Annotated in this window: 5 protein-coding genes; 2 read left to right on the top strand and 3 right to left on the bottom strand. The window is 65.8% G+C overall.

Translation table 11 applies throughout. The features are described from left to right. Positions 1-310 precede the first annotated feature (310 nt). Positions 311-1597 (bottom strand): leucine-rich repeat-containing protein kinase family protein, encoded by a 1287-nt coding sequence (locus QMX89_RS06995; RefSeq protein ID WP_282347592.1) that lies wholly within the window; start codon positions 1595-1597, stop codon positions 311-313. Positions 1598-1754: 157 nt separating this feature from the next. Here QMX89_RS06995 and QMX89_RS06990 point away from each other — a divergent pair, with 157 nt between their 5' ends. Continuing rightward, positions 1755-3632, top strand: coding sequence for a propionyl-CoA synthetase (locus QMX89_RS06990; RefSeq protein ID WP_282347591.1), 1878 nt, complete (start codon positions 1755-1757; stop codon positions 3630-3632). Positions 3633-3640: 8 nt separating this feature from the next. Here QMX89_RS06990 and zapE read toward each other — a convergent pair whose 3' ends face one another. Next, positions 3641-4705, bottom strand: coding sequence for a cell division protein ZapE (zapE, locus tag QMX89_RS06985; protein WP_244636450.1), 1065 nt, complete (start codon positions 4703-4705; stop codon positions 3641-3643). 66 nt (positions 4706-4771) lie between these two features. Next, the gene (locus tag QMX89_RS06980; protein ID WP_282347590.1) at positions 4772-5914 is read right to left on the bottom strand and encodes a M14-type cytosolic carboxypeptidase; all 1143 of its coding nucleotides are present in this window, start codon (positions 5912-5914) and stop codon (positions 4772-4774) included. Between the two features lie 612 nt (positions 5915-6526). Between QMX89_RS06980 and QMX89_RS06975 the strand changes: the two genes are divergently transcribed. After that, positions 6527-25528: a BapA/Bap/LapF family large adhesin gene (locus QMX89_RS06975; protein ID WP_282347589.1), complete on the top strand. Its 19002-nt coding sequence runs from the start codon at positions 6527-6529 to the stop codon at positions 25526-25528. The last annotated feature ends 48 nt before the right edge of the window (positions 25529-25576 follow it).

The raw sequence follows: 25576 nt of genomic DNA, 5'->3' as shown, positions 1-25576 counted from the left end.
TGCGGTGCATCAGGTTGATCGCATGTACCGCCGACGCGGCTCGCGCCGCTGCTACAGGGATCGGCTCATGCCGTGGGCGTGGGTTTGTACCGCGGTGGGATTGTGCGCATGCCGTGGGCGTGGGTTTGCGCCGCGGTGGGATCGGCGCATGCCGTGGGCATGGGTTTGCGCCGCCGTGAGATCGGCGCATGCCGTGGGCGTGGGGTTGCGCCGCCGTAGGATCGGCGGCTGCCGTGGGCTTGGGTTTGCGCCGCCAGTGTAGCAGCGGCGCGAGCCGCGTCCGGGGTCGGCGCGGTAGGTCGGGCTGGACTCAGGCATCCAGGCTTCGGGTGATTTCCGCGAAGCTGGGGCGGGCCAGGACCTGAGGCTGGACGCATTGGCGTTGCAGCGCCCACAGGTCATCATCACTTTCGTTGCAACGGGTCAGTAACTCTTCGAACAGCAAGCCGAAGGCGCGGACTTCGATGCGCTCCAATGCCTGCGATACCTCGCCGCCGTCGCCGGGGTAGAACGAGGCGCCGCCGAAATCGCCGAACAGGCACTCGCCATTTTCCTGCCACAGCACATTGTGGGCGTAGAAATCACCGTGGTTGATCCCGCGCACATGCAGATGGGCGCCGACTCCGGCCATACCCCGCAGCAGGCGCCACAGGGCATCGCGGTCGATGGCGAAATCGGTCGAGTAGATGTCGCGCGTGCAGGACGCCAGGCTGGGCGGTCCTGCCAGGTTGGCAAACGACGGCTCGATCAGGGCCATGACCAGTCCGGCGGTACCGTCGGGATGCCCGCTCAGCCGGCCCAGTACCTCGATCAGTTGCGGATGCTCACCTGCGGCCATGCAGGCGTTGATTTCGTTGACCGGTGAACCGTCGCTGGTCATCGCTCCTTTGTACAACTTCACTGCCACCGGCTGCCCACTGTCCAGATGGGCGCGGTAGATGATGCCCGAAGCGCCTTCCCCCAGCTGCGCGTCCAGGCGCAGGTCGTCCCAGGCGATGTGTCCGCGCGTGCCTTCACTGTGCGGTGTGGTGAAGGCTTCGCTCATCGGGTTGCCGGCATAGGCCAGCCAGGCCAGCCGCGGCAGGCGCAGCAGCCAGTCGGGCAGGGCCGGCAGACGGTTGGCCGACAACCGCAGCAATTCGAGGTTTTCCAGTTGCGCCAGGCTGTCGGGCAAGGCCTGCAGACGGTTGCCCGAGAGCATCAGCTTCTGCATCTGCCGACAGTCGCCCAGTGCTTCGGGCAAGTGTTCGATACGGTTGTCGGTGAGAATCAGCCAGCGCAACTGAGCGGGCAGCGCCTCTGCCGGGACGTGTTCGATCCGGTTGGCCTTGAAGCCCACCATGCTCAACTGCGGACAGCGCCCGATGCAGGCGGGCAATTCGGTAAAGGGATTGTCCGAGCAGAACAGCACCTTGAGCTTGTGCAGCCGGTGCAGGTCATCGGGCAGGCGAGTCAGCGCGTTGCCGCTGAGGTTGAGCACCTCCAGGCTGTCGGCCAGGGTGAAGATGGCCTGGGGGAATTCGGTCAGGCCGCAGGACAGGTCCAGTCGGGTGGCGCCAGCCAGTTGGCCGGCTTCGAGCAGCTCGAGGGTATTCATGGGACAACCGTCGTCAAGGAAATCGCGGTGGCCATCATAGCGGTTCGTGGGCATCTCGCCACGTTCGCCGTTCGACCTTGGTCGGCTGGCAGCTCGGCCAACGCCAGCCATACTCAATGCTCGCCCTTCAATAACAACAATCCAGGGTTGGCTATCGATGAACTATCAGCAAGCGTACGCACGCTCCATTTCCGACCCGGCCGGGTTCTGGGCAGAACAGGCCCGGTCGGTCGCCTGGTCGCACCCTCCGCAGCACGTGCTCGATGTACAGCCAGACGGCACCCACCGCTGGTTCGCCGACGGCCGTCTGAATACCAGCTATCTATGCCTGGACCGGCAGGTGGCACTCGGTCGTGGCGCACAGACGGCGCTGATCTACGATTCACCGGTGACCGGGGTCCAGCAACGCTTTACCTATCAAGAACTACTCGACCACGTGGCGCGCCTTGCGGGCGTGCTCACTCGCCTGGGCGTGGGCAAGGGTGATGGCGTGGTGATCTACATGCCGATGGTGCCCGAGGCGGCCATGGCGATGCTGGCCTGCGCGCGGATCGGCGCGGTGCATTCGGTGGTGTTCGGTGGCTTTGCCGCCAACGAGCTGGCGCTGCGCATCGACGACTGCCGGCCCAAGCTGCTGCTGACGGCCTCCTGCGGTGTGGAATTCGACCGCGTGATTGCCTACAAGCCCCTGGTGGACAAGGCCCTGAGCCTGGCACATCACGCCCCGCAGCAAGTGCTGGTACTGCAACGGCCGCAGGCCCTGGCGCACCTGCAGAGCGGGCGCGATCTGGACTGGCAGACGCAGTTGCAGGATGCAGAACCGGTCGCAGCCGTGGACATGGCCAGCGGCGATCCGCTGTACGTGATGTACACCTCCGGCACCACCGGCAAACCCAAGGGCATCGTCCGTGAAACCGGTGGCAACGCGGTCGCCCTGACTTTCACGATGGGCGCCATCTACGGTATGCGCGCGGGCGATGTCTGGTGGGGGATTTCCGACGTCGGCTGGGTGGTGGGTCACTCGTTGATCGTCTACGGACCGTTGATGTGCGGCTGCACCAGCATTCTCTACGAGGGCAAGCCGATTCGCACGCCCGATGCCGGCAGCTACTGGCGCGTGATCGAGCAATACCGGGTCAATGCGCTGTTCTGCGCGCCCACCGCCATGCGCGCGATTCGCAAGGAAGACCCGGAAGGGCGGTTGTTGCGCGACTATGACCTGAGCTCGTTGCGCCAGCTGTTCCTGGCTGGCGAGAAGCTCGATTCCAGTACTCACCGCTGGCTGGAAGAGCGGACCGGCAAGCCGGTCCACGACCACTGGTGGCAGACCGAAACAGGCTGGCCGGTGACCGCGCCCTGCATGGGCCTGGAGGGTTCGGCAGTGCGTGTGGGTTCGAGCAACCGGGCGGTTCCGGGCTATCACGTGCAGGTGCTGGACGAGCAAGGCGAGCTGCTGGCGCCGGGCGAGCAGGGCGCCATCGTCATCGCGCTACCGTTGCCGCCGGGGTGCAGCCAGACCCTGTGGGGCGATCATTCGCGCTACCTGCAAAGCTACCTGGAACGCTACCCCGGCTACTACCACACCGGCGACGGTGGTTACCTGGACGCCGACGGCTATGTGCACATCATGGGGCGCACCGACGATGTCATCAACGTCTCGGGCCATCGGTTGTCGACCGGTGAAATGGAAGACCTGGTTGCCCGCCATGCCGACGTGGCCGAGTGCGCCGTGATCGGCGTCAGCGATGAAATCAAGGGCGAAGTGCCGTTGGCGCTGGTGGTGCTTAAGGACGGCAGTGACGTGAGCCCCAGCGTGCTGCAGACGCAACTGGTAGCGCAGGTACGTGAATCCATTGGCGCGCTGGCGTGTTTGCAACGGGTGCTGGTGGTCAAGCGCCTGCCCAAGACGCGCTCTGGCAAGATCCTGCGTGCGGTGCTGCGCAAGATTGCCGCGCAGGAAGTGTTCGTCGCCCCCTCGACCATCGACGACCCGGCGATACTGGAGGAGATCGCCCAGGTACTCGCTGCGCGTTAGCCGAGCCGTTATCGGGGCAGTTGTTCATCGAGCAGGATCAACTGACCCAGTCGGCTGCGTGTGCGCATCAGGTCGATGACCGAACCCGCCAGGCTCTCGGCCAGCGGGCGTTCGCCGACCAGTATCAAGGTCTTGTCCTGGTCGTACAGCACGTCGATGAGGTTGATGAAGCGTTGCTGCACAGCGGTCGAACACTCGTCCAGTAGCGGCAGATGGTCGATGCTCCACCGCTCGAAACGTTTGCACAACGCCAGGTAGTCGATGACCGCCGTGGGTTCTTCACAGAGGTCGGCGAAATTGAAATGGACACGGTCGTCGTCGATCAGGCGCGCGCGTAGCTGGCGGTTGCCGACGTCCAGCGGCACCGGCTCCAGATCCGCTGGCGGCAGTTGCAGCCGCGCCCGCTGCGCCGGGGTTCCGGGCCATACATAGTGGCCGCGGGTGAAGCGTTGTTGCGGTCGGTCTTGGGACAGGCTGCGGTAATCGGTGGCGCCGCCGACTTCCAGTACATCCATCCGGGCGTTGATCAGTTCGATAACGGGCAGGAAACGCTGGTGATAGAGGGGGTTGGGCAGCAGGCCTTCGGGTGGATAGTTGGAGGTCACGACCAGCAGGATGCCACGCTCGAAGAGGGCCTTGAACAGCCGCGTGATGAGCATGGCGTCGCCGATGTCGTGCACATGGAATTCGTCGAAACACAGCAGACGGCAGTTCTCCAGCAGCTCATCCAGGGTGCTAGCCAGTGGGTCGACGGCCTGCCGATGGCGGAACATACCCTGATGCAACTGGGCGAAAAAATCGTGGAAGTGCAGGCGGCGTTTTTCTTCCAAAGGAGCCGCCCTGAACAAGCCATCGAGCAGCCAGCTCTTGCCGCGCCCCACGGCGCCATGCAGGTACAGACTGCGCACTGCCGTGCTCTGCAGCAAGGCAGGCATGCGCTCGGCCATGCTGGCGATGACCCGCGTTTGATCGGCACCGAGGGTGTAGCCCGATTGCCTGGCCCGCTCGTCGAACCAAGTCTGCAACGCCACAGCGGCGTCGCCGGTTTCAGCCTTCGGCTCGGGTTTGAACAGGCGTTTGTACAGGGCGTGCAGCGACGGTAATGCGGTCAATCGGGGTGCTCCATGACGAACCGTGGGTCAACGCAGACCGGAGACCATTTGCGCAAGCACACTCAGCACATCGCCGCCCAGTCGCGCGGAGCGCTGGCCGTTCCAGCCGGTATGACTGTCCGGTGCGTCGTCGTGATCCTTGAACGGCATCTCCAGGGTCAACGACAGGCAGTCGAATCGCTCGCCGACGCTGTTGCAGGCCAGGGTCATGTTGGCCTCGCCCGGCTTGTCGCGGGTGTAGCCGTGCACTGCCTGGAAGTCAGGGGTACGGGCGCACAACAGGTCGCGGAAGGTCTGTTCCAGTTGGGCGATGCGTGGGGTATAGCCAGGGTTGCCTTCGCAGGCGGCGGTGAACACGTAGGGGATTTCTTCGTCACCGTGGGCGTCGATGAACAGGTCGACGCCATGCTTGTCCATTTGCTGCTGAACGAAGAACACTTCGGGCGTGTATTCGGCGCTTGAATCCTGCCAGGCGCGGTTCAGGTCGCGACCGCGGGCGTTGGTGCGCAGATGACCGTGCACGGCGCCATCGGGATTCATGTTCGGGACCAGGTACACGTCGGCCTTCTCCAGCAGCGCCTGGACCTCGGCATCATTAGCCTGCAGGCGATCGATCACGCCTTCCATGAACCACTGGGCCATGTGCTCGCCCGGATGCTGCTGGGCGATCAGCCACAGCCGACGCTTGCCCAGCGCACCATCGCCCTTGCGCAGCAACGGTATTTCCCGCCCCTCGCAGCTTTGGCCCACGGCAAGCAGCTGCAAACCGGCCTCCATCACCGCGCGATCGATCAGGGCGTCGTGACGCTCGCGGCTATAAGGTTCGAAATAGGCAAACCACATGTCGCTGTTCTGCGCTTCGAGGCCGAAGCGCAGGGCCTGGCCATCGAACGTGCTGGGGACGCGGAACCAGTGCTTCTGATCGCTGGAGGCTACGGCATGGTAGCCGTGCCAGGCGTGACCATAGGAAGACTGGGCGGCGTTCTGCAACCTGAATTCGTAGCGTTGGCCAACCTGCAGCGCTGTGGCCTTGAAGTGAAACCACTGGAAGTGCGCGCTCTGACGGTCCGGGCGAATCGCCAGGTGCACGTCGAGCGGATCGCGTGCGTCGATGACTTCGATGTTGCCGCTGTCGAAGTCGGCACTGATCTGCGGGGAGGGGCGGGTCACGGTCGTGTTCCTGTACCTGAGTTCTTGTACCGCCACTGTACACCGAGCAGTGGGCCATCCCGCAACTAGCGCACGAACTTCTTTCATGCTTTTCGCAATGAGGTGCGATGTCGCTGAATCGATGACAGGCCGGTTAAGGGATGGTTCGTGCAACTTGAAGTCGGGGTCAATGCTGGGCAGAGGCGAAGTCGGAGAGGTCTTTTTATTTTTTGCACAAACTAATGCTGTGCTGTTTTTTTCCGGATTAACGATGTTGGGTGATAGCGGTCTGATATCGTGAAATTGTTATAAATCGTCAGCCCCTGAGCGCCTTGACGTACTAGCCTATTGCTTATATGGCGCAGAGCCATAACGTCGACACCATATAAGGTTTTCAGAAAAGTCGACCTAGGACAGGCAGTTAGAAGTTTAAGGTGGTCTCGCCATGGAATCATGTCAATTATTCATCATGCAGCGGGATTGCTACGGATGAATCGTTTCGTCTAGCGACTTCCCGTTCGGGATATTTATTGGAATACACCTTGAATCACTGGCGCTGGCAATCGCCGCGTGCAGGTGAAGTTGCGTGTGCGGTGCCCTCTGGTGCACTGCAAGAATCTGCTAGGAGCAAATATGGACAGTATCGTTGTTGCTGCGAAGTCGGCGCAAAGCACCTCGGAAATGGCGTGGGGCAATATAAAGCTGTTGGATACCAGCCTGGTCAAACTGCCAGTGGACCCCAGCGATGTCGCTTCCACTGCGCGTTCCGGCAACAACCTGATCGTCACCCTCAAATCTGGCGAACAAGTCACCATCGGCGACTTTTTCAAGGTCGATGCGGCGGGTCAGCAGAGCGAGTTGGTGTTCGAAGGCCAGGATGGTTTTCTCTGGCAGGCCAACTACGGCGAGCCCTTCACCGGCTTTACCTTTTCGGAAGCCTCGACCGCCGATGAATTGCTCTTGGCCGGCGCGGCCGCCAGCGGTTCCACGCCTGGCTGGATGCTGGCCGCGTTCGGTCTGGCGGGCGTAGGTGCCGCGGGTGCTGCGGTATCGGGCGGCGGTGGTGGAGGCGGCGGTGGCGGCGCGGCATCACCTGTCACTCCGGTGCCACCGACCGATACCACGGCGCCCGGCGCGCCCACCGGGCTCATTTTCGCGGCCGATGGCAGTGGTGTTTCAGGCCGCGGCGAAAGCAATGCATCCGTAGTCGTTCGCGATGCTGAGGGCAACGTCGTGGGCAGCGGTACGGTGGATGCCGATGGCAACTTCCAGGTGGCGTTTCCTGCGCCTCAGACCAATGGCGAGCCGTTGCAAGTCGTCATCACCGACGGTTCAGGCAACAGCTCAGATACAGTGGTGATCACCGCACCCGATACCACGGCGCCCGCAGCGCCCGCCGGGCTGGCGCTGACCGCGGACGGCTCCACCTTGACCGGTACCGGTGAGCCTGGTGCCACGGTCACCGTGATCAATGCTTCGGGCGTGGTGCTGGGTTCGGCGGTGGTGGCGGCCGATGGGTCGTTCAGCCTGGTCCTGAACCCGCCGCAGGTCAACGGTGAAGCGTTGAGCGCAACACAGACCGATGCAGCGGGCAACCTATCGCCGGCCGCCAGCCTGGTCGCACCCGATCTGACACCTGACACCGCCCCTGATCCGACACCAGACCCTACGCCTGATCCAACACCCGATCCTACGCCTGACCCCACGCCTGATCCGACCCCTGATCCAACACCCGACACCACCGCTCCGGCGGTGCCGACGGGCCTCGCGGTCAGTGCCAACGGCGGTGTAATGGTCGGCCGTGGTGAAGCAGGCACTGTTGTCAACGTCACCGATGCTGTCGGTAACCTCATCGCCACCGGGACCGTGGACGCCAATGGCAATTTCCGCGTGGACCTCAATCCCGCCCAGGCCAACGGTCAGGGTCTGGAGGTGACCCTGACCGACGCCTCGGGCAATGTCTCGGCGCCCGGCAACGTCGTCGCGCCGGACATCGAAGCGCCTGCAGCACCTACCGGCCTGAGCATCGATGGCACAGGCCTGGTGTTCAGCGGACGCGCCGAAGCCGGTGCCACGGTGGTGGTGCGCGACGCGGCGGGCACTCTGCTCGGCTCGGGCACGGCCAATGCCAGCGGGAGTTTCCAGATCACCTTGAATACCCCTCAGGTCGACGGCCAAACCCTCAGCGTGGTGGCCACCGACGCGGCGGGCAATGCGTCGCTACCCGGCCAGTTGCAGGTGCCGGACCTGACGGTTTCCGAACCTATTTCCGAGTTCGTCATCAGCGCCGACGGGTTCTCCTGCGGCGGCCGTGGCCAGGCGGGCGATACCGTAACCATCACCAACGCGGCCGGGGATGTGGTCGGCAGCGCGCAGGTGAACGCATTCGGTCGGTTCTTCATTCGCTTCGCGCTGCGTCTGGCCCCCAACGAGCCCATTACCGCCACGCAGACCGATGACAACGGCAACGTTACCTCCACGCTCAGCGCGCTGGTGCCCGATGACATCGGCCCTGGCACTCCGGACAACCTCAGCCTCAGCCAGGACGGCCTGACCCTGACCGGTACTGGTACTGCCGGCGACACCGTACGTGTCTTCACCAGCCAGGGCGTGTTGCTGGGCAGTGCGCTGGTCAATGCCGACGGCACGTTCTCGATCACCCTCGGCCAGGCTCAGACCAATGGCGAGATCCTGACCCTCATTGCCACCGATTTCGATAACGAAAACTCGGTGCCCGTGCCGTTCGTGGCTGCCGACAGCACGGCTCCGGCCATCGTCGGCAACGTTGGCTTTGGCGCCGACGGGACGACCCTGACCGGCACCGGCGAGCCGGGTGCCACGGTGACCGTGCGCGATGCGCAAGGCAACGTGATCGGCACCGCTACGGTGGACCAGGCCGGCAATTTCGTCGTGGCGCTGGCTCCGGCCCAGGCCGATGGGCAAGTACTCAGCGTTACCCAGACCGACGCGGCGGGTAACGTTTCGGCCGCGGTGCAAACGACGGCGCCCGATATTACCGCTGGCGTGGAGCTGAGCCAGGTGACCATCAGTGCTGACGGCACTCTGGTCAGCGGCCGTGGCCAGCCCGGCGACACCATTACCGTCACCGGCACGGGCGGGGTGGTCCTGGCCAGCGGCCCGGTTGCAGCCGACGGCACCTTCAGCCTCGTCCTCGATCCGGCGCAGAGCAACGGCCAGGCGCTGCTGGTCGGTCAACAGGACGCGGCCGGCAATGCGTCGGCCACTGTCGGCCTGACCGCGCCGGACCTGGAAGCGCCCGTGGCGCCTGGCAACCTGGCGCTGGACGCCACCGGTACGCTGCTCTCGGGCCTCGGCGAGGCTGGTACTACGGTAACGGTCAAGAACGCTGCGGGCACGGTGCTGGGTACGGCACTGGTCGCTGCTGACGGTACCTTCCAGGTCACGCTTTCAGGGGCTCAGGCCAACGGCCAGGCATTGACGGTGAGTGCCGTGGATGCCGCTGGCAACAGCTCGCCTGCGGTACCCTTCACGGCGCCGGACACGACCGCGCCGAATGCGGTCACCAACCTGCTGGTCAGCGCCGATGGCCTGACCCTGACCGGTCGCGGTGAGCCCGGAGCCACGGTCACCATCACCAACGCCAGTGGCGCGATAGTCGGCACCGCTACGGTCGGTGCCAACGGTAATTTCAGCACGGGCCTGGCTCCCGCTGTGGTCGAAGGCGATGTACTCACCGCCGTGCAGGCCGACGCGGCGACCAATGTCTCGCTACCGGCGACCGTCGTTGCGCCCGATGCCATCGGCCCCGAAACGCCTGGCAATCTGGCCCTGAGCGGTGACGGTGTACAGCTGACCGGTACCGGCAGCGTGGGTAACACGGTCAATGTATTCGGCCCCCAAGGCAACCTGTTGGGCACCGCCATCGTCGGCGCCACTGGCACCTTCGTCATTACCCTCAACCCGGCCCAGACCAATGGCGAAGTGTTGTCGGTGGTCGCCACCGATGCGCGAGGCGAGGACTCGGTACCGGTCGAAATCACCGCATTCGATTCGACTGCGCCCGACCCCGTGGGTGGCGTGACCATCAGCGCCAACGGTACGACTGTGACCGGTACCGGCGAAGTCGGCGCCACCGTTACTGTACGTGGCGCCAACGGTGCCGTGATCGGCACGGCCACGGTGGCCACCGATGGCACCTTCAGCGTGACGTTGAACACGCCGCAACTCAATGCGCAGTTGCTGCAAGTCACGCAGACCGATGCAGCGGGCAACAGTGCTGACGCTGTCGATCTGATCGCGCCTGACCTGACCGCGCCTGCCGCGCTGTCGCAGTTGGCCGTGAGCACTGATGGCCTGACCCTGACCGGACGTGGCGAGGTCGGCGCGACGGTCACGGTGCTGGCACCCAACGGTGTGGCTTTGGGAACCGCGACGGTGGGCGGCGACGGTTTGTTCAGCGTCACCTTGAACACGGCACAGACCAATGGCCAGAGCCTGAGCGTGAGCCAGAGCGATGCCGCCGGCAACCGCTCGCCGATCGCCCTCGCGCAGGCACCTGACACCGATGCGCCTGCCGCGCCCAGCGCACTGCAGCTCAACGGCAGCGGCACCGTGTTGAACGGCCTAGGCGAGGCGGGCGCTACCGTGCGCGTGGTGGATGCCAATGGCGTTGCGCTGGGCACTGCCGTGGTCGGCGCCAACGGCACCTTCCAGGTCACCCTCGTTCCGGCCCAGGCCAACGGCCAATTGCTCGAAGTTACCCAGACCGATGGCGCCGGGCAGACCTCGGTACCGGTGGCAATCACCGCTGGCGACAGCACGGCGCCAGGCGCCTTGGCCAATGTGGCCCTGAGCCGCGATGGGCTGAGCGTGACAGGCACCGGTGAAAGCGGCGCCACGGTCACGGTACGCGCGGCTAACGGCGCCGTGCTCGGCAGCGCCGTAGTGCGCACGGACGGCACCTTCAGCGTCGAGCTTGCCAGTGCGCAGGTCAATGGCGAACGCTTGGGTGTGGCCCAGGCCGACCCAAGTGGCAATCTGTCGCCGACCACGTTCGTTACCGCCGCCGATGTCACCCCACCCGGCGCTCCGGCGACGCTGGCGCTGGACGCCAGCGGCCTGGTGCTGACCGGTACCGGCGAGGCCGGCGCCACGGTGCGTATCACCAACGCCCAGGGCACGCTGCTGGGCACTGGCACGGTTGCCGCCAACGGCACGTTCAGCATCACTTTGAGCGCGCCGCAGACCAACGGCCAGAGCCTCAAGGCCGTGGCCACCGACGCGGCCAGCAACAGCTCGGCGGCCAGTACCCTGGTCGCTGCAGACACCACAGCGCCAGTTCCGGTCGGCAACCTTGCGATCAGTCCCGATGGCCTGACGCTGTCGGGCACCGGTGAAGCGGGTGCCAGCGTGGCGGTACGTGCGGCCAACGGCGATCTGATCGGCACCGGTACCGTGGGGGCCAATGGCATCTTCCTGATTACCTTGACCCGCGCCGCGCTGCAGAGTGACGTGTTGAACGTGATCGAGACCGATGCGGCTGGCAATGCATCGACTCCTGTCACCGTCAACGGCCCGGACGGCAGCGAACCGGTCGCGCCAGGCAGCCTGGTGATAAGCCTCGACGGATCCACGTTGACTGGCACCGCGCTGGCCGGCAACACCGTGACCGTGGTCAATGCACAGGGCGCGTTGCTGGGCTCGGCCGTCGCCAATGCCGCCGGGCAGTTCAGCGTGACCCTCTCGCCCGCCCAGATCAACGGCGAGTTGCTGAGCGTGCAAGCCAGCGACGGTATCCGCGTGTCGGTACCGACCTTGCTCACTGCCTTCGACGATACCCCGCCGCAGGCGCTGGACAATGTACTGCTCAGCGCCAATGGCAGCACGCTTAGCGGGGCCGGTGAAGCCGGCGCCACGGTCAATGTCCGTGATGCCAACGGCCGACTGCTCGGTACCGGCACGGTCGCCACCGATGGCACGTTCAGTATCACCTTCGTTCCGGCCCTGATTGACCGGCAGGTGCTGACGGCTACCCAGAGCGACCCCAGCGGCAATGTGTCTGCGGCGGTCAGCCTGACCGCGCCGGACCTCACGGCGCCGCCCGCGCCCTCGGGCTTGAGCCTGAACGCTCAGGGCACGATTCTGAACGGTCTGGGCGAAGCCGGGACCACGGTCGTGGTGCGCGATGCGGCCGGTGCGATTGTCGGCAACGGCACCGTCGCAGCCGACGGTACGTTCCAGATCAGCGTGAGCCCGGCACAGTTGACCGGCACCACCCTGCAGGTGACCTTGACCGACACGGCCGGCAACATTTCGCCCGTCGCTGCTCTGCCAGTGGCGGATGTCACCGCGCCCGGCGTGGTGACCGGCCTGCAGCTCAACGTCGCGGGCACGGTGCTGACCGGCAAGGGCGAGGTGGGCGCGACGGTCAGCGTGACCGCAGCCGATGGCACCGTGTTGGGCACTGCCGTGGTCGGCGCGACCGGCAGCTTCGTGGTCAACCTGGTGCCCGCGCAGGCCAATGGCGAGCTGCTCGATGTGCAGCAGACGGACGCGGCCGGCAATCTGTCGTTGCCGGTGGCACTGATTGCCGCCGACGTCACCGCGCCAAATGCCTTGAACAACGTCGCCATCAGTGCCAACGGCGCGGTGGTCAGCGGGGTGGGTGAGGCGGGTGCCACGGTGCGGGTCTTGACCAGCGCCGGTGCCGAACTGGGCACGGCGACGGTCGGCACCGATGGGCGCTTCTCGATCACTCTGACGACGCCGCAGATCAATCTGCAGTCGCTCACCGTGACCCAGGCCGATGGCGCTGGCAACTTCTCGCCCAACGTCAACCTGCTCGCGCCCGACCTGCAGGCGCCGAACGCGCCGACCAATGTCGTGCTGACCGCGCAAGGCTCGGCCATGACCGGCCTGGCCGAGCCTGGCACGGTGGTGTCGGTGGTGGTCAGCGACGCCCAGGGTAATATCCTGGGCAGTGCAACCGTGGCCGCCAACGGCACTTTCCAAGTCAACCTGACCACGCCGCAAACCAACGGCCAGACCCTGCTGGTGACGTCCACCGATGCCGCTGGCAATGTGTCTACATCCATCACGGTGATTGCCGCCGACCTCACGGCGCCCACCCAGGCCACCGACCTTGCGGTCAACCCGGGCGGTACGCTGTTGGCCGGTAAAGGCGAAGTGGGTGCCACGGTCACGGTGTTCGATGCCCAGGGCACGCAGATCGGCACCGGTACCGTCGGGCCGAACGGAAGCTTCCTGGTCAACGTGACGCCGGTAGCGCAGAACGCCGTATTGAGCGTGATTCTCACCGATGGTGTTGGCAATGCTTCGTTGCCGGCCACGGTGACCGTGCCCGACGCCAACGGACCCGATCAACCGACCGCGCTGGTGCTCAGCGCCGATGGCCTGCGCCTGAGCGGTCTCGCCGATGCGGGCAATACCATAACCGTACGCGGCCCCAATGGCGTGCTCGGCACCACCACGGTCAATGCCGATGGTACGTTCCAACTGACTTTGAGTGCTGCGCAGACCAATGGCGAGTTGCTGGATGTGGTTGCCAGCACCGGTGGTTTCAACTCGCTGCCTGGCCAAGTCACGGCCGTGGACAGCACCGCGCCGGCGTTGACCAACGTGGTCATCAGCAACGACGGCAGCCTGATCACCGGGCGCGGCGAAGCCGGTGCCACGGTGACCGTGCTCAACCCGGTCGGTGTGGCGATTGCCACCGCCACCGTTGGCGTCACTGGCCAGTTCAGCGTGACCTTGACGCCGCCGCAGATCGACGCGCAACGCTTGCAAGTGAACCAGGTCGATGCGGCCGGCAACAGCTCGACGCCGTCCACCGTGACCGCGCCAGACCTGACGGCGCCTGCAGGGGTGCTGCAGCCACTGGTAAGCGCTGATGGCCTGGTCGTCACCGGGCGCGGTGAAGCCGGTGCGACAGTCACCGTGTTCGCCAGCAATGGCGTGGTACTGGGCAGCGGCGTGGTCGATGGCAATGGCGTGTTCAGCGTCAACCTCAACCAGGCACAGAACAACGGCCAGACCCTGACCCTGTTGCAGCGCGATCTGGCGGGCAATGAATCGCCGGTCGTCAACGTGCAGGCCGGCGACACCTCGATTCCCCTGGCGCCCGCTGCGCTGGTACTCGACAGCAGCGGGTTGTTGCTCAGTGGTATTGGTGAGCCGGGCGCGAGCGTGCAGGTCAGGAATGCCAACGGTGACGTTGTCGGCAGCGGGGTGGTAGGCGCCAATGGTCGCTTCCAGATTACCCTGGACACGCCACAGGTCGCCGGGCAGTTGTTGGCCGTCACGCAGAGCGATACGGCCGGTAATACTTCACCTTCCACACCCGTGACCGCAGCGGACACCACGCCACCGACCGTGCTGATCAACGTTGCGTTGAGCAGCGATGGACGGGTGGTGACCGGTACCGGTGAAGCCGGTGCCAACGTGACGGTACGCAGCGCTGCTGGCGTGCCCCTGGGCAGCGCCTTAGTGGCCGCCGATGGCAGTTTCAACGTCATCCTCAGCAGTCCGCAAATCAATGGCCAGACGTTGTCGCTGGTGCAGGTCGATGCCGCCAGCAATGCTTCACCCACGTTTACCCTGCAGGCCGCCGACATCACCGCGCCTGCCGCGCCGACCGAGTTGTCGTTGAGCCGGGCGGGTACGCTGTTTTCCGGTGTCACCGAAGCGGGCGCCACCGTCAGCATTACCGGCGCGCAGGGCCAAGTGCTCGGCACAGGTGTGGCCGGCACTGACGGTACCTTCGCCATCACGCTGGCGCCGGCCCAAGCCAATGGCCAGACACTGCGGGTCACAGCCACTGACGGTGCGGGCAATACCTCGCTGCCAGGCACCCTGGTGGCTGCCGACATCACGCCACCGGTCGCGGTCAGCAATCTGGTGGTCAGCGCCGACGGCAACGTGCTCGGCGGTTCGGGCGAGGCCAATGCCACGGTGCGTGTCACCGCCGCCAATGGCGATCTGCTCGGCACCGGCACGGTGAACGCGGGCGGTACCTTCCTGATTACCTTGAACCGGCCGGCCACGCTGGGCGACGTGCTGACCGTGATCGAAACCGATGCGGCGGGCAATCCGTCGTTGCCGGCCCAGGTCAACGGTCCGGATGGCGGCGCCCCGAGCGCGCCGGCCAATCTGCTGCTGACGCTGGAGGGCGCCATTCTCACCGGCACCGGTTCGGCCGGTGCGATCATTCGTGTCACCAGCACGACCGGCGTGCTGCTGGGCACTGGCACGGTCGATGGGTCAGGTGCGTTCAGTATTCTGCTCGATACCCCGCAACGCAACGGCGAAGTGCTCAGCGTGCAAGCCAGTGACGCGATCGGCCGCGTGTCGATTGCAGTACCCTTCGCGGCCGCTGACACCACCGCGCCCGATACCCTGGCCAATGTGCAGATCAGCGCCAATGGTGCCTTGATCACCGGCACGGGCGAGGCGGGTGCGCAAGTGACGGTGCGCGATGCGCTGAACCAGTCGGTGGGCACCGCGACGGTGGCAGCGGATGGCACGTTCACGATCGCCTTGACGCCAGCCCAGACCAACCTGCAGGTGCTCAACGTGACCCAGGCCGATACGGCCGGCAATCTGTCGCCGGGTGTGGCCGTGACCGCACCGGACCTTACGGCGCCCGAAGCGCCGGTCGCCCTGGTGCTCAACGATGTCGGTACGGTCTTGACCGGCACCGGCGAGGCAGGCGCCAACATAGTGGTACGCAATGCCGTGGGCGCCCAGGTCGGCGCAGGCATCGTGGGCGCCAACGGCAGTTTCCAGATTACCCTGGACACCCCGCAGATCGACGGCAGTGCGTTGCGGGTCACGCTGAGCGATGCTGCAGGCAACGTCTCCCTGGCGGGCAGCGTGATCGGCCGCGATACCCTGGCGCCGGTGGCCGTGATCACCCCGGTCATCAACGCCGACGGCACCATGATCAGCGGGCGTGGCGAGACGGGTGCGACCGTTACGGTTACCACCGTCAGCGGTACCGTGCTCGCCTCGGCCCTGGTTGCCGCCAACGGGACCTTCAGCGTGGCGCTCGACCCGGCGCAGGCCAACGGCCAGCTTCTGGACGTGCTGCAGACCGATGCGGCCGGCAATGCTTCGGTACCCGTGGCGCTCACCGCGCCGGACATCACACCGCCCACGGCCCTCAGCGCTGTGCTCATCAGCGGCGATGGTGTAGTGGTCACCGGGCGTGGCGAGGCTGGTGCGCTGGTTCGCGTACTGGTAGGGAATACCGAACTGGGCCGCGCCCAGGTCGACGCCAGCGGTCAATTCTCGATCACGTTGAACACTGCGCAGGTGAACCTGCAGCAACTGACCGTCACTCAGGTCGATGGGGCAGGCAACTTCTCCGCTAACGTCACCCTGAATGCCCCGGACTTGCAAGCGCCGCCCGCACCGACCAATGTCGTGCTCAGTCCCCAAGGCGGTGCGGTCATTGGCCAGGCAGAGCCCGGCACCGTGGTATCGGTGGTGGTCAGCGACGCCCAGGGCAATGTGCTGGGCAGCGCTATCGTGGCCGCCAACGGCACCTTCCAGGTCGACCTGGCATTCCCGCAGACCAACGGCCAGACACTGCTGGTCACTTCTACCGATGCCGCCGGCAACACCTCGACCAGTGTCACGGTGATCGCCGCCGACCTCACCGCTCCGGACGCACCGACCGCGCTGGTGGTCGGCCTCGATGGCCTGACCGTGGCAGGCCAGGGCGAAATAGGCGCTACCGTCAACGTGCGCGCTGCCAATGGCGATCTGCTCGGCATCGGTCGGGTGGGTGCGAATGGCACCTTCAGTATCACGCTCAATCGCCCTGCCACCGAAAACGAGGTGCTCAACGTCACCTTGATCGATGCGGCCACCAACGTTTCGACGGCGGCCACCGTCGTGGCGCCGGACGTGAACGGTCCTGATCAACCCACTGCACTGCTCCTGAGCGGCAACGGCTTGAGCCTGAGCGGGCAGGGCGATGTGGGCAACACCATCACTGTACGCAGCGCGACCGGCGTAGTCCTGGGCACGACTGTGGTCGACGCCAACGGCAACTTCTTGGTTGCACTGAGCGCGGCGCAAACCAACGGCGAGACGCTGGAAGTCGTCGCCACCAGCGGCGCCCTGGTGTCGTTGCCAGCACTGATCACCGTGGCCGACATCACGCCTCCCGGTCTCATCACCAACCTGCAGGTCAGCCTCGACGGCACCCAGGTCAGCGGGCGCGGCGAAGCAGGAGCCACCGTGACCATTCGCGGCCCTGACAACGCCGTACTGGGCACGACGACGGTGGGCGTCACCGGCGCATTCAGTGTGACGCTCGACGACGCGCAAACCAACGGCGAGGTGCTCACGGCCGTGCAGGTCGACGGTAGCAACAACCCGTCGGCTGCAGCCACCGTCACTGCTCGCGACAGCACGCTGCCCGATGCTCCGGTAGCGATTCTCAATGCTGGCGGCACGGCGGTCAGCGGCACTGCCGAGGCGGGTACCGTGGTCAGGGTCATCGTCAGCGATGCCCAGGGCAACGTACTCGGCACCACAATCGTGGCGCCCGATGGCAGCTATCAGATCGATCTGCTTGAAGCCCAGGCCAACGGCCAGACCTTGCTGGTGACCTCGACCGATGCGGCAGGCAATGTATCGGCGACCACCACGCTGTTTGCGCCGGACATCACGCCACCGGCGCAGGTGACCGGTCTGGTCATCAGCCCCGACGGCGACCTGCTGGCCGGGCGCGGCGAGCCAGGTGCTCAAGTGACCGTGCGCGATGCTGGCGGGAACCCCATCGGTACCGGCCTGGTCGGTGCCAGCGGCAGCTTCATCGTCACCCTGACTACCCCCGTCGTTCCTGGCGCCGTGCTCTCGGTGGTGCAGCAAGATGCTGCCGGTAATCCGTCGATTGCACTGAACATCACTGCACCGGACGGTACTGGGCCGGATCAACCGAGCGCCTTGGTGCTCACTACCGATGGCCTGCAACTGAGCGGCCAGGCCGACGCCGGCAACACCGTGACCGTGCGCAGTGCCACTGGTGTGGTGCTGGGCACGGCCGTGGCCGACGCCAACGGTGCGTTCACGATCTTGCTGTCGGCCGCGCAACTCAACGGCGAACGGCTTGAAGTGGTTGCCAGCCTGGGTGCGCAGGTCTCGGTACCTGCGCCATTCCAGGCGCTCGATGTGACCGCGCCGGAGGCGCTGACCGATCTGGTGGCCAGTGCAGATGGCACCCAATTGACCGGTCGCGGTGAAGTGGGCGCGACGGTTACGGTCATTGCACCCAATGGTGATGTACTGGGCAACGTGGTCATCGGTGTCACCGGCACCTTCACTGTGCCGTTCACTGCGAGGCAACTGAGCGGCGGCAATCTTGCGGTGTCGCAAGTCGACGCGGCGGGCAACGTTTCGCCGACGGCGCTGGTGCCTGCGGTGGACAGCACACCGCCCGTGGCGCCGAGCGCCACCGTGGAGCTCGACGGCGGCGCCGTGGTAGGTACGGCGGAACCGGGCAGCGTGGTCACGGTGATCGTCAGCGATGCTCAAGGCAATGTCCTGGGGACCGCCACGGTCGCCTCCGACGGCACCTACCAGGTCGTGCTCGATGCAGCGCAGAACAATGGGCAGACGCTGCTGGTCACCTCCACCGATGCGGCCGGCAATGTGTCCTCGACAACCATTGTGGTCGCACCCGACATCACGGTGCCCGATCCGGTTACCAACCTGGTGGTCAGCGCCGATGGGACACTGTTGACCGGCAAGGGCGAGGTCGGTGCCCGAGTCACGGTGCTGGGGGCGGGCGGTCTGTCCGTAGGCACGGCCACGGTCGATGCCAATGGCAACTTCACGGTCACCCTCGATCCGGTCTCCGTAGACCGCACCCTGCTCAGCGTTACCCAGGCCGACCAGACCGGCAACGTTTCAGCCATCGCCACCGTCACCACGCCCGACATCAACGGTCCTGATGTGCCGACGGCGCTGGTGCTCAGCACCGACGGTCTGCAGGTGGTTGGCCAGGGTGACATCGGCAACCTGATCACCGTGCGCAACCTGCAAGGCACCGTGCTGGGTACGGCGACCGTCGATGGCAACGGGGCTTTCCAGGTCCAGCTTGCCACCGCGCAGCTCAATGGCGAGATCCTTCAGGTCACTGCCGCCGACGGCGCGCTGACCTCGCTGCCCGCGCAATTGGTAGCGCCGGATGTGACGGCGCCGACCAACCTCGCCGAGCTGTCGGTCAGCCTTGACGGCACGCTGTTGACCGGTCGTGGCGAAGCCGGCGCCACCGTGGTCGTCACTGGCCCCGGCAATGTCATTCTGGGCACCGCCGTTGTGGCCGTGACCGGAATTTTTACCGCCAACCTGACCACGCCGCAGCTCAATGGCCAAGCCTTGAGCGTGGTGCAGACCGACACGGCCGGCAACACCTCGGCGGCGCTCGTCACCCTGGCCGGCGACCGTACGCCACCGTCGGCGCCTGTCGATCTGGCTGTGATCAACCAAGGTCTGGTACTCACCGGCAGCGGGGAGCCAGGTGCGCAGGTCACGGTCAGCAACGCTCAGAACATCGTGTTGGGTACGGGCACAGTGCTGCTCGATGGTAGTTTCCAGGTTGTATTGAGCCAGGCGCAGGTCAATGGCCAGGCGCTGGGCGTGACCCTGACCGATGCTGCGGGCAACGTGTCGGTGCCAGGCGCCGTGCTGGCCGGCGACACCACCGCGCCGGTGGCCTTGACCAACATCACCATCAGCAACGACGGCGCTTTGACCAGCGTGCTGAACGGCAAGGGTGAACCGGGGGCTGTCGTCACCGTGACACGCCTGGACGGGACCGAACTGGGCAGTGGCACGGTGTCGGCGGCAGGTAATTTCAACATCATCCTGACGCCGGCCGTCACCACTGGCGAGCCGCTGAACCTGGTGCAGGTCGACGCAGCGGGCAACGTCTCGCCAATCGCGACGATCAACTCGCCAGACACCACTGCACCCGATCCGCTGACCCAGGTGGCGATCAACCTCACCACTGGGGCGACCGTGACCGGGCGTGGCGAGGCTGGGGCGACCGTGACGGTCAAGGATGCCGCGGGCGTGGTACTGGGCACCGCGCAGGTGGCGGGCGACAACAGCTTCGTGGTGACCTTGTCGCCAGCGCAGATCAACAACCAACCGCTGACCGTCGCGCAGACGGACCTGTCCGGCAACGTCGGCGCGAGCACGCCGATCTTCGCGCCTGACCTGACGCCTCCGTCAGCCCCCACGCAACTGGCGCTCAATGGCAGTGGCACCGTGCTCAGCGGGCTGGGCGAAGCCAACGCCACTGTCATCGTCAAGAATGCGGCAGGCGCAACGCTGGGCGCGGCGACCACGGTGGGTGCTGATGGTACTTTCCAGGTCACCTTGCCAGCGCAGCAAAACGGTCAGTCGCTGGTGGTGACCCTGACCGACGCGGCCGGCAATGTGTCGGGGCCGGGCAGTCTGACCGCCCCTGATGTGACACCACCAGCGGCACCGACCATTCTGGCGCTGAACGCCAATGGCACCTTGATCACAGGTACAGGGGAGGCCGGCGCGCAGATAGTCGTGCGCAACAACCTCACCGTCTCGGTGGGCACCGGTACGGTCAGCGCCGACGGCACTTACAGCGTCACCCTGAGCGTGCCGCAGATCAATGGCGAGGTGCTCAGCGTCCGCCAGGTCGATGCCGCAGGCAATGCCTCGGTGGCGGTCACCGTCACCGCCAGCGACCTCCAGGCCCCGAGCGCCTTGGTCAACCTGACGGTGTCGAGCAACGGTCTGCAACTCATCGGCAGCGGTGAAGCCCTGGCTCGCATCGTGGTCAAGAACGTGCTGGGCGTGCAGATCGGCGCAGCGACGGCCGATGCCGACGGTCTCTTTACGGTCAACTTGGCCACCCCTCAACTCAATGGCCAGTTGCTGGTCGTGACCCAGGCCGACGTGGCCGGCAACGTCTCGTTGCCATTCAACTTCTCGGTACCCGACGTCACCGCGCCTGTGGCCCTGACGCTGGCGGCGGTCAGCGCCGACGGTCGAATCGTCACCGGGCGTGGCGAGGCCGGCGCGACAGTCAGCGTCACCGGCCCGCTCAACGCATCGCTGGGCACGGCAGTCGTGGCCGCCGACGGTACGTTCAGCGTGACCCTGAGCACGCCGCAGACCAACTTCGAGGCCTTGCTGCTGGTTCAGCGCGACGCTGCGGGAAATGTCTCCACAGGCGTCACCGTCAATGCCCCGGACCTCACGCCGCCGGCGCTGCCGACCGGCCTGGGCCTGAGCGTCGACGGGCTGGTGTTCAACGGCACGGCCGAAGCCGGTGCGCGGGTGTTCGTGACCAACGCGCAGGGTGCGTCGCTGGGCAATGTCCTGGTCGGCACCAACGGCACCTTCAGCGTGCCGCTGAGCTTGGCCCAACTCAACGGCGGGACCCTGGAGGTGTATGCCCAGGATGCCGCTGGCAACAAGTCGGCACTGGCACGCTTGAGCGTCCCTGATATCACCCCGCCAAGCCTGGCCACGCAACTGGTGGTGAATGCCGATGGTACCCTGTTGACCGGCAAGGGCGAGGCCGGGGCGACCGTCAGTGTCGGGCTGGTGGTTGGCCAGACGCCTGTCGTGTTGGGCACCGCTGTAGTCGATGCCAACGGCAACTTCCAGGTGCCGCTGGTGCCGGCTGCGCTGGGCGGGCAATTGCTCACGGTCATCCAGACCGATGCGGCAGGCAATCCGTCGGCGGGCGCTGCGTTGAACATTCCCCTGGAGCTGCCACCCGCGGCTCCGCTGGCAAGCGCCATCACCAGCAATGGTGTGACCCTCACCGGCACCACCGAGGCCGGCACCACGGTGATCGTGCGCAACGCCGGTGGAACCGTATTGGGCAGCGCGATCGCCACGGGTACCACCTTCACCGTGACCCTGAACCCGCCGCAAGCCAACGGCCAGGTGCTGGAACTGCACGCGACCAAAGGCGCGCTGACGTCGGTGGCGACCTTCTTCACTGCCGTGGACAGCACCGCGCCGGTCCCGATCACCGAACTGAACGTCAACGGTACCGGTACCGTGGTCACCGGTCGCGGCGAGGTGGGCGCTACCGTGCGGGTCAGCAATGGCGCCGGCGTGGTGGTCGGAACCGGGTTGGTTGGCGCGAACGGCACCTTCGCCGTGCTGCTGCCGGTGGCACAGGCGAACGGTGGCGTACTCACGGCGGTTCAGGTCGATGCGGCGCAAAACGTCTCCACAGCTGTGACGGTCGCCGCGCCGGACATCATCGCGCCCGTCGCGCCGGTAGTGACCGGCCTGGGCAATGCCGGGCTGACCCTCAGCGGCACCGGTGAAGCAGGTGCCATCGCTACGGTCTACAACGCAGTGGGCGTGGCCATCGGCAACACTACCGTACTGCCCAACGGCACCTTCGCGGTGACGTTGAGCAGCCCGCAACTCAATGGGCAGTTGCTCAGCGTCAAGCTGACCGACGCGGCGGGCAATGTGTCGGTGGCAACGCCGTTCCTGACGCTCGACACCACGCCTCCTGCTGCCTTGGTCAATGTGGCCCTGGCGACCATTGGCAGCACCGTGACCGGGCAGGGCGAGGCGGGCGCGCGGGTGACCGTCAGCGTCGGTGGCGTGGCTCTGGGCACTGCCGTGGTCGACGCCAGCGGTAATTTCAGCGTCAACCTCAGCGCCGCGCAGCTCAATGGTCAGCAATTGACTGTAGTGCAGACCGACGCCGCCGGGCTGACATCGCCGGTCACTGCGCTGACGGCCCGCGACGCAACCGCGCCGAATGCACCGACCGCACTGGTGCTGGTCGGTGGCGTCAGCCTCACGGGTGTGGGTGAGGCCAACAGCACCGTAAAAGTCTACGGCGCCAACAATGCCTTGCTGGCCGAGGGGCCGGTGAATGGCCTGGGCCTGTTCAGCGTGACCCTGGCATCGCCGCAGCTCAACGGCGGCGCTTTGCGGGTGACGCTGACCGACGCGGCTGGCAACGTGTCCGCTGCGGGTCAACTGGGTGTGGCCGATACCACACCTCCGGCTGCGCCCACCGCGACCATCAGTGCCAGCGGCACCGTGGTTTCGGGCACAGGCGAGGCGGGTGCCACGGTCAGCGTGCGCAGCGGCGCCAGCGTCCTGGGTACTGCCGTGGTCGCTGCCAACGGCACCTACAGCGTTACGCTCAATGCCGCGCAGATCAACAGCCAGGTCCTGACCGTCACTCAGGCCGACGCTGCAGCCAACGTTTCACCCGCGACCACCACCACAGCGCCGGACCTGACCCCGCCGAACGTGGCCAGCGGGCTGGCCGTGGCTGGCAATGGCCTGACCTTGAGCGGCACCGGCGAGCTCGGCGCCACTGTCAGCGTCAAAGCCGCCAACGGCGTCGTGCTCAATGTCGCGCCTGTCACCGTCGGCACCGACGGTACGTTCACCGTGGCCTTGAACGCCGCGCAGATCAACGGCGAACGCCTGAGCGTCACCCTGACCGATGCACGCGGCAACGTCAGCGCCGGTGCAGCGGTGGTGGCTCCGGACATCGACGTCAACGAACCGGTGATCGCTTCCAGCAACCTGGCGACGGCAACCGTCAACATCACCCCGGTGACGGTGGACAGCACTTACACCAACACCAGCGTCAGCCTGCTGCTGGGCCAAGTCAAAGCCTTCGGCTTTACTGTCGCCTCCGGTACCGTGACCGATCCGTTGATCACAGTGACCAACAATGCGGCGCTCGGTGTGTTGCCTGCTTCGGCCTTCGCCTTGGAGGTGCAGAACGCTGCAGGCAATTGGGTTACCTTGGCCAACAGCGTCACCAATCCGCAGTTGCTCAACCTGATTGGACTGGGCACCAACCAGGTCCAGGCCGACATCAGCCCGCTGCAAGCTGGCAACTACCGGCTGACCGTGGCCAGCAACCTGGTGTCGCTGCTCGACAGCCTGACCACCCAGATCCAGTTCTCCACCACCAGCCTGACCCAGTTCACCGGCACGCCCACCGCGCTCAACGGTAACGTCGTCACCGATCCCGGCGTGAACGGCCTGGCCGACCGCACCGGGCCGGACAACGGTGCGGTGCTGCAGGTGCTCAAGAACGGTATCTACGTGAGCGCCGGTGCAGGCACCGTGGTGCAGGGGCTGTACGGTCAACTGACCATCGATGCCACCGGCAAGTACACCTACAACCCGAGCGGGGCTGTCGCCAGCGTGGGCAAGGTCGAGGACTTCCAGTACCAGTTGGTGCATCCCAACGGCCTGAGCTCCAGTGCTCACTTGTATGTGCGCATCGACAGCGCCAACGTCACCGAGGTGTGGAACCCCGATGACCTGGCCGCCAACGCCACGCTGGTGGATGCCGTCAACGACACCGCAACGAGCGCTTTGAGTCTGGTTGGCCAGTTCACTGACAACACGGCTACCTTAGGTAGCTACACCAGCGGTACGCTAGGCGGTCGCGGCGAATTTACCTTCAATGTGGCACCCAACACCTCCAGCGACCTGACCTTGTCCGTCACCGGCAGCGGCCTGTCGCTGTTGTCGCCGGTCAACTTCGTGTTGTCCAAGTTGCAGGCTAACGGCAGCTACGTGCAGGTGGGTTCCTACTCGGGCGCCAACCTGATCGCGGTCGGTAGCGCAGGCCTGGGAGTGCGGGTCGAGGACCAGACGGCGGGTACCTACCGCCTGACGATCACCAACGGCGGCCTGGGCGTCGGATCGACTTACACTGCGAGCGTGCGCCAGGAAGCGACTTCCACCAACACCTTCGTCGTCGGCAGCGCGACCACTGCCACGGGCAACCTGCTGACCGGTGTGGGCGCCGATGTGGTGGGCTCTCCCTACACCTCGCTCAGCGTCCTGAGCGCCGGGGCCTTCGTGCTGCCGGGGGTGAACGGGGTGAGCATCGCCGGTGCCCACGGCGCGCTGCTGGTCAACGCCGACGGCAGCTACGCCTACACGCCGACCTTGAACCAGAGCGGCACGGCGGTGGGGCAGAGCGACGTGTTCACCTACCAGCTCAACCATCCGACCGGGGCGAGCGATACCGCGACCCTGACCATCAACCTCAGCAACGCGGCTGCGCCGACCAGCTTCGCGCGCCTGGCGTCGTTCGACAGCGACGATGCCAGCGCCGTCCACGTCGCCGCTGCCGGCAGCGACCTGCACGACCAGCAGGGCACTTCGGCCGACGATGTGCTCGATGGAGCCCAGGGCGGTGCGCTGACCCTGCAGGGGCATGAAGGCAACGACACCTTGGTCATCTACGACCAGGCTTTCGCCTCGGTGGATGGGGGTGCCGGGATCGACACCCTGAAGTGGAACGGCGGCGATGCCGACATCGACCTGAGCAATCTGGCCGCGCGCATCAACAACATCGAGGTCATCGACCTGAACCAGTCGAGCAAGGTCAACCTGACCTTGAGCCTGAGCGATCTGCTGTCGGTCACCGACGCCAGCACCGACAAGCTGCTGATTCTGGGCGACAGCCACGACACCGTGCACATGACCGGCGCGACCTGGGCTCCGGGCGCCATCCAGACCGACAATGGCGTGCAGTACAACGTCTACACTGCGCAGGAGGATCCATCGCACCATCTGTGGGTGCAGAGCGGTATCAGTGTCGTCTGATACTCGCAATCCACGTCAGGCCTTCGGGCCTGGCGTTGCGGCAGGAAG

This window comes from Pseudomonas sp. PS01301, assembly GCF_029960215.1.
GTDB classification, from domain to species: domain Bacteria; phylum Pseudomonadota; class Gammaproteobacteria; order Pseudomonadales; family Pseudomonadaceae; genus Aquipseudomonas; species Aquipseudomonas coleopterorum.
The sequence above is the reverse complement of the archived record's forward strand: the minus strand, read 5'-3'. Positions and strand labels throughout refer to the sequence as shown.

Coding starts and splice junctions, on each gene's coding strand:
- QMX89_RS06995 (WP_282347592.1), bottom strand. CDS start 1,597: ATGAATACCCTCGAGCTGCTCGAAGCCGGCCAACTGGCTGGCGCCACC.
- QMX89_RS06990 (WP_282347591.1), top strand. CDS start 1,755: ATGAACTATCAGCAAGCGTACGCACGCTCCATTTCCGACCCGGCCGGG.
- QMX89_RS06975 (WP_282347589.1), top strand. CDS start 6,527: ATGGACAGTATCGTTGTTGCTGCGAAGTCGGCGCAAAGCACCTCGGAA.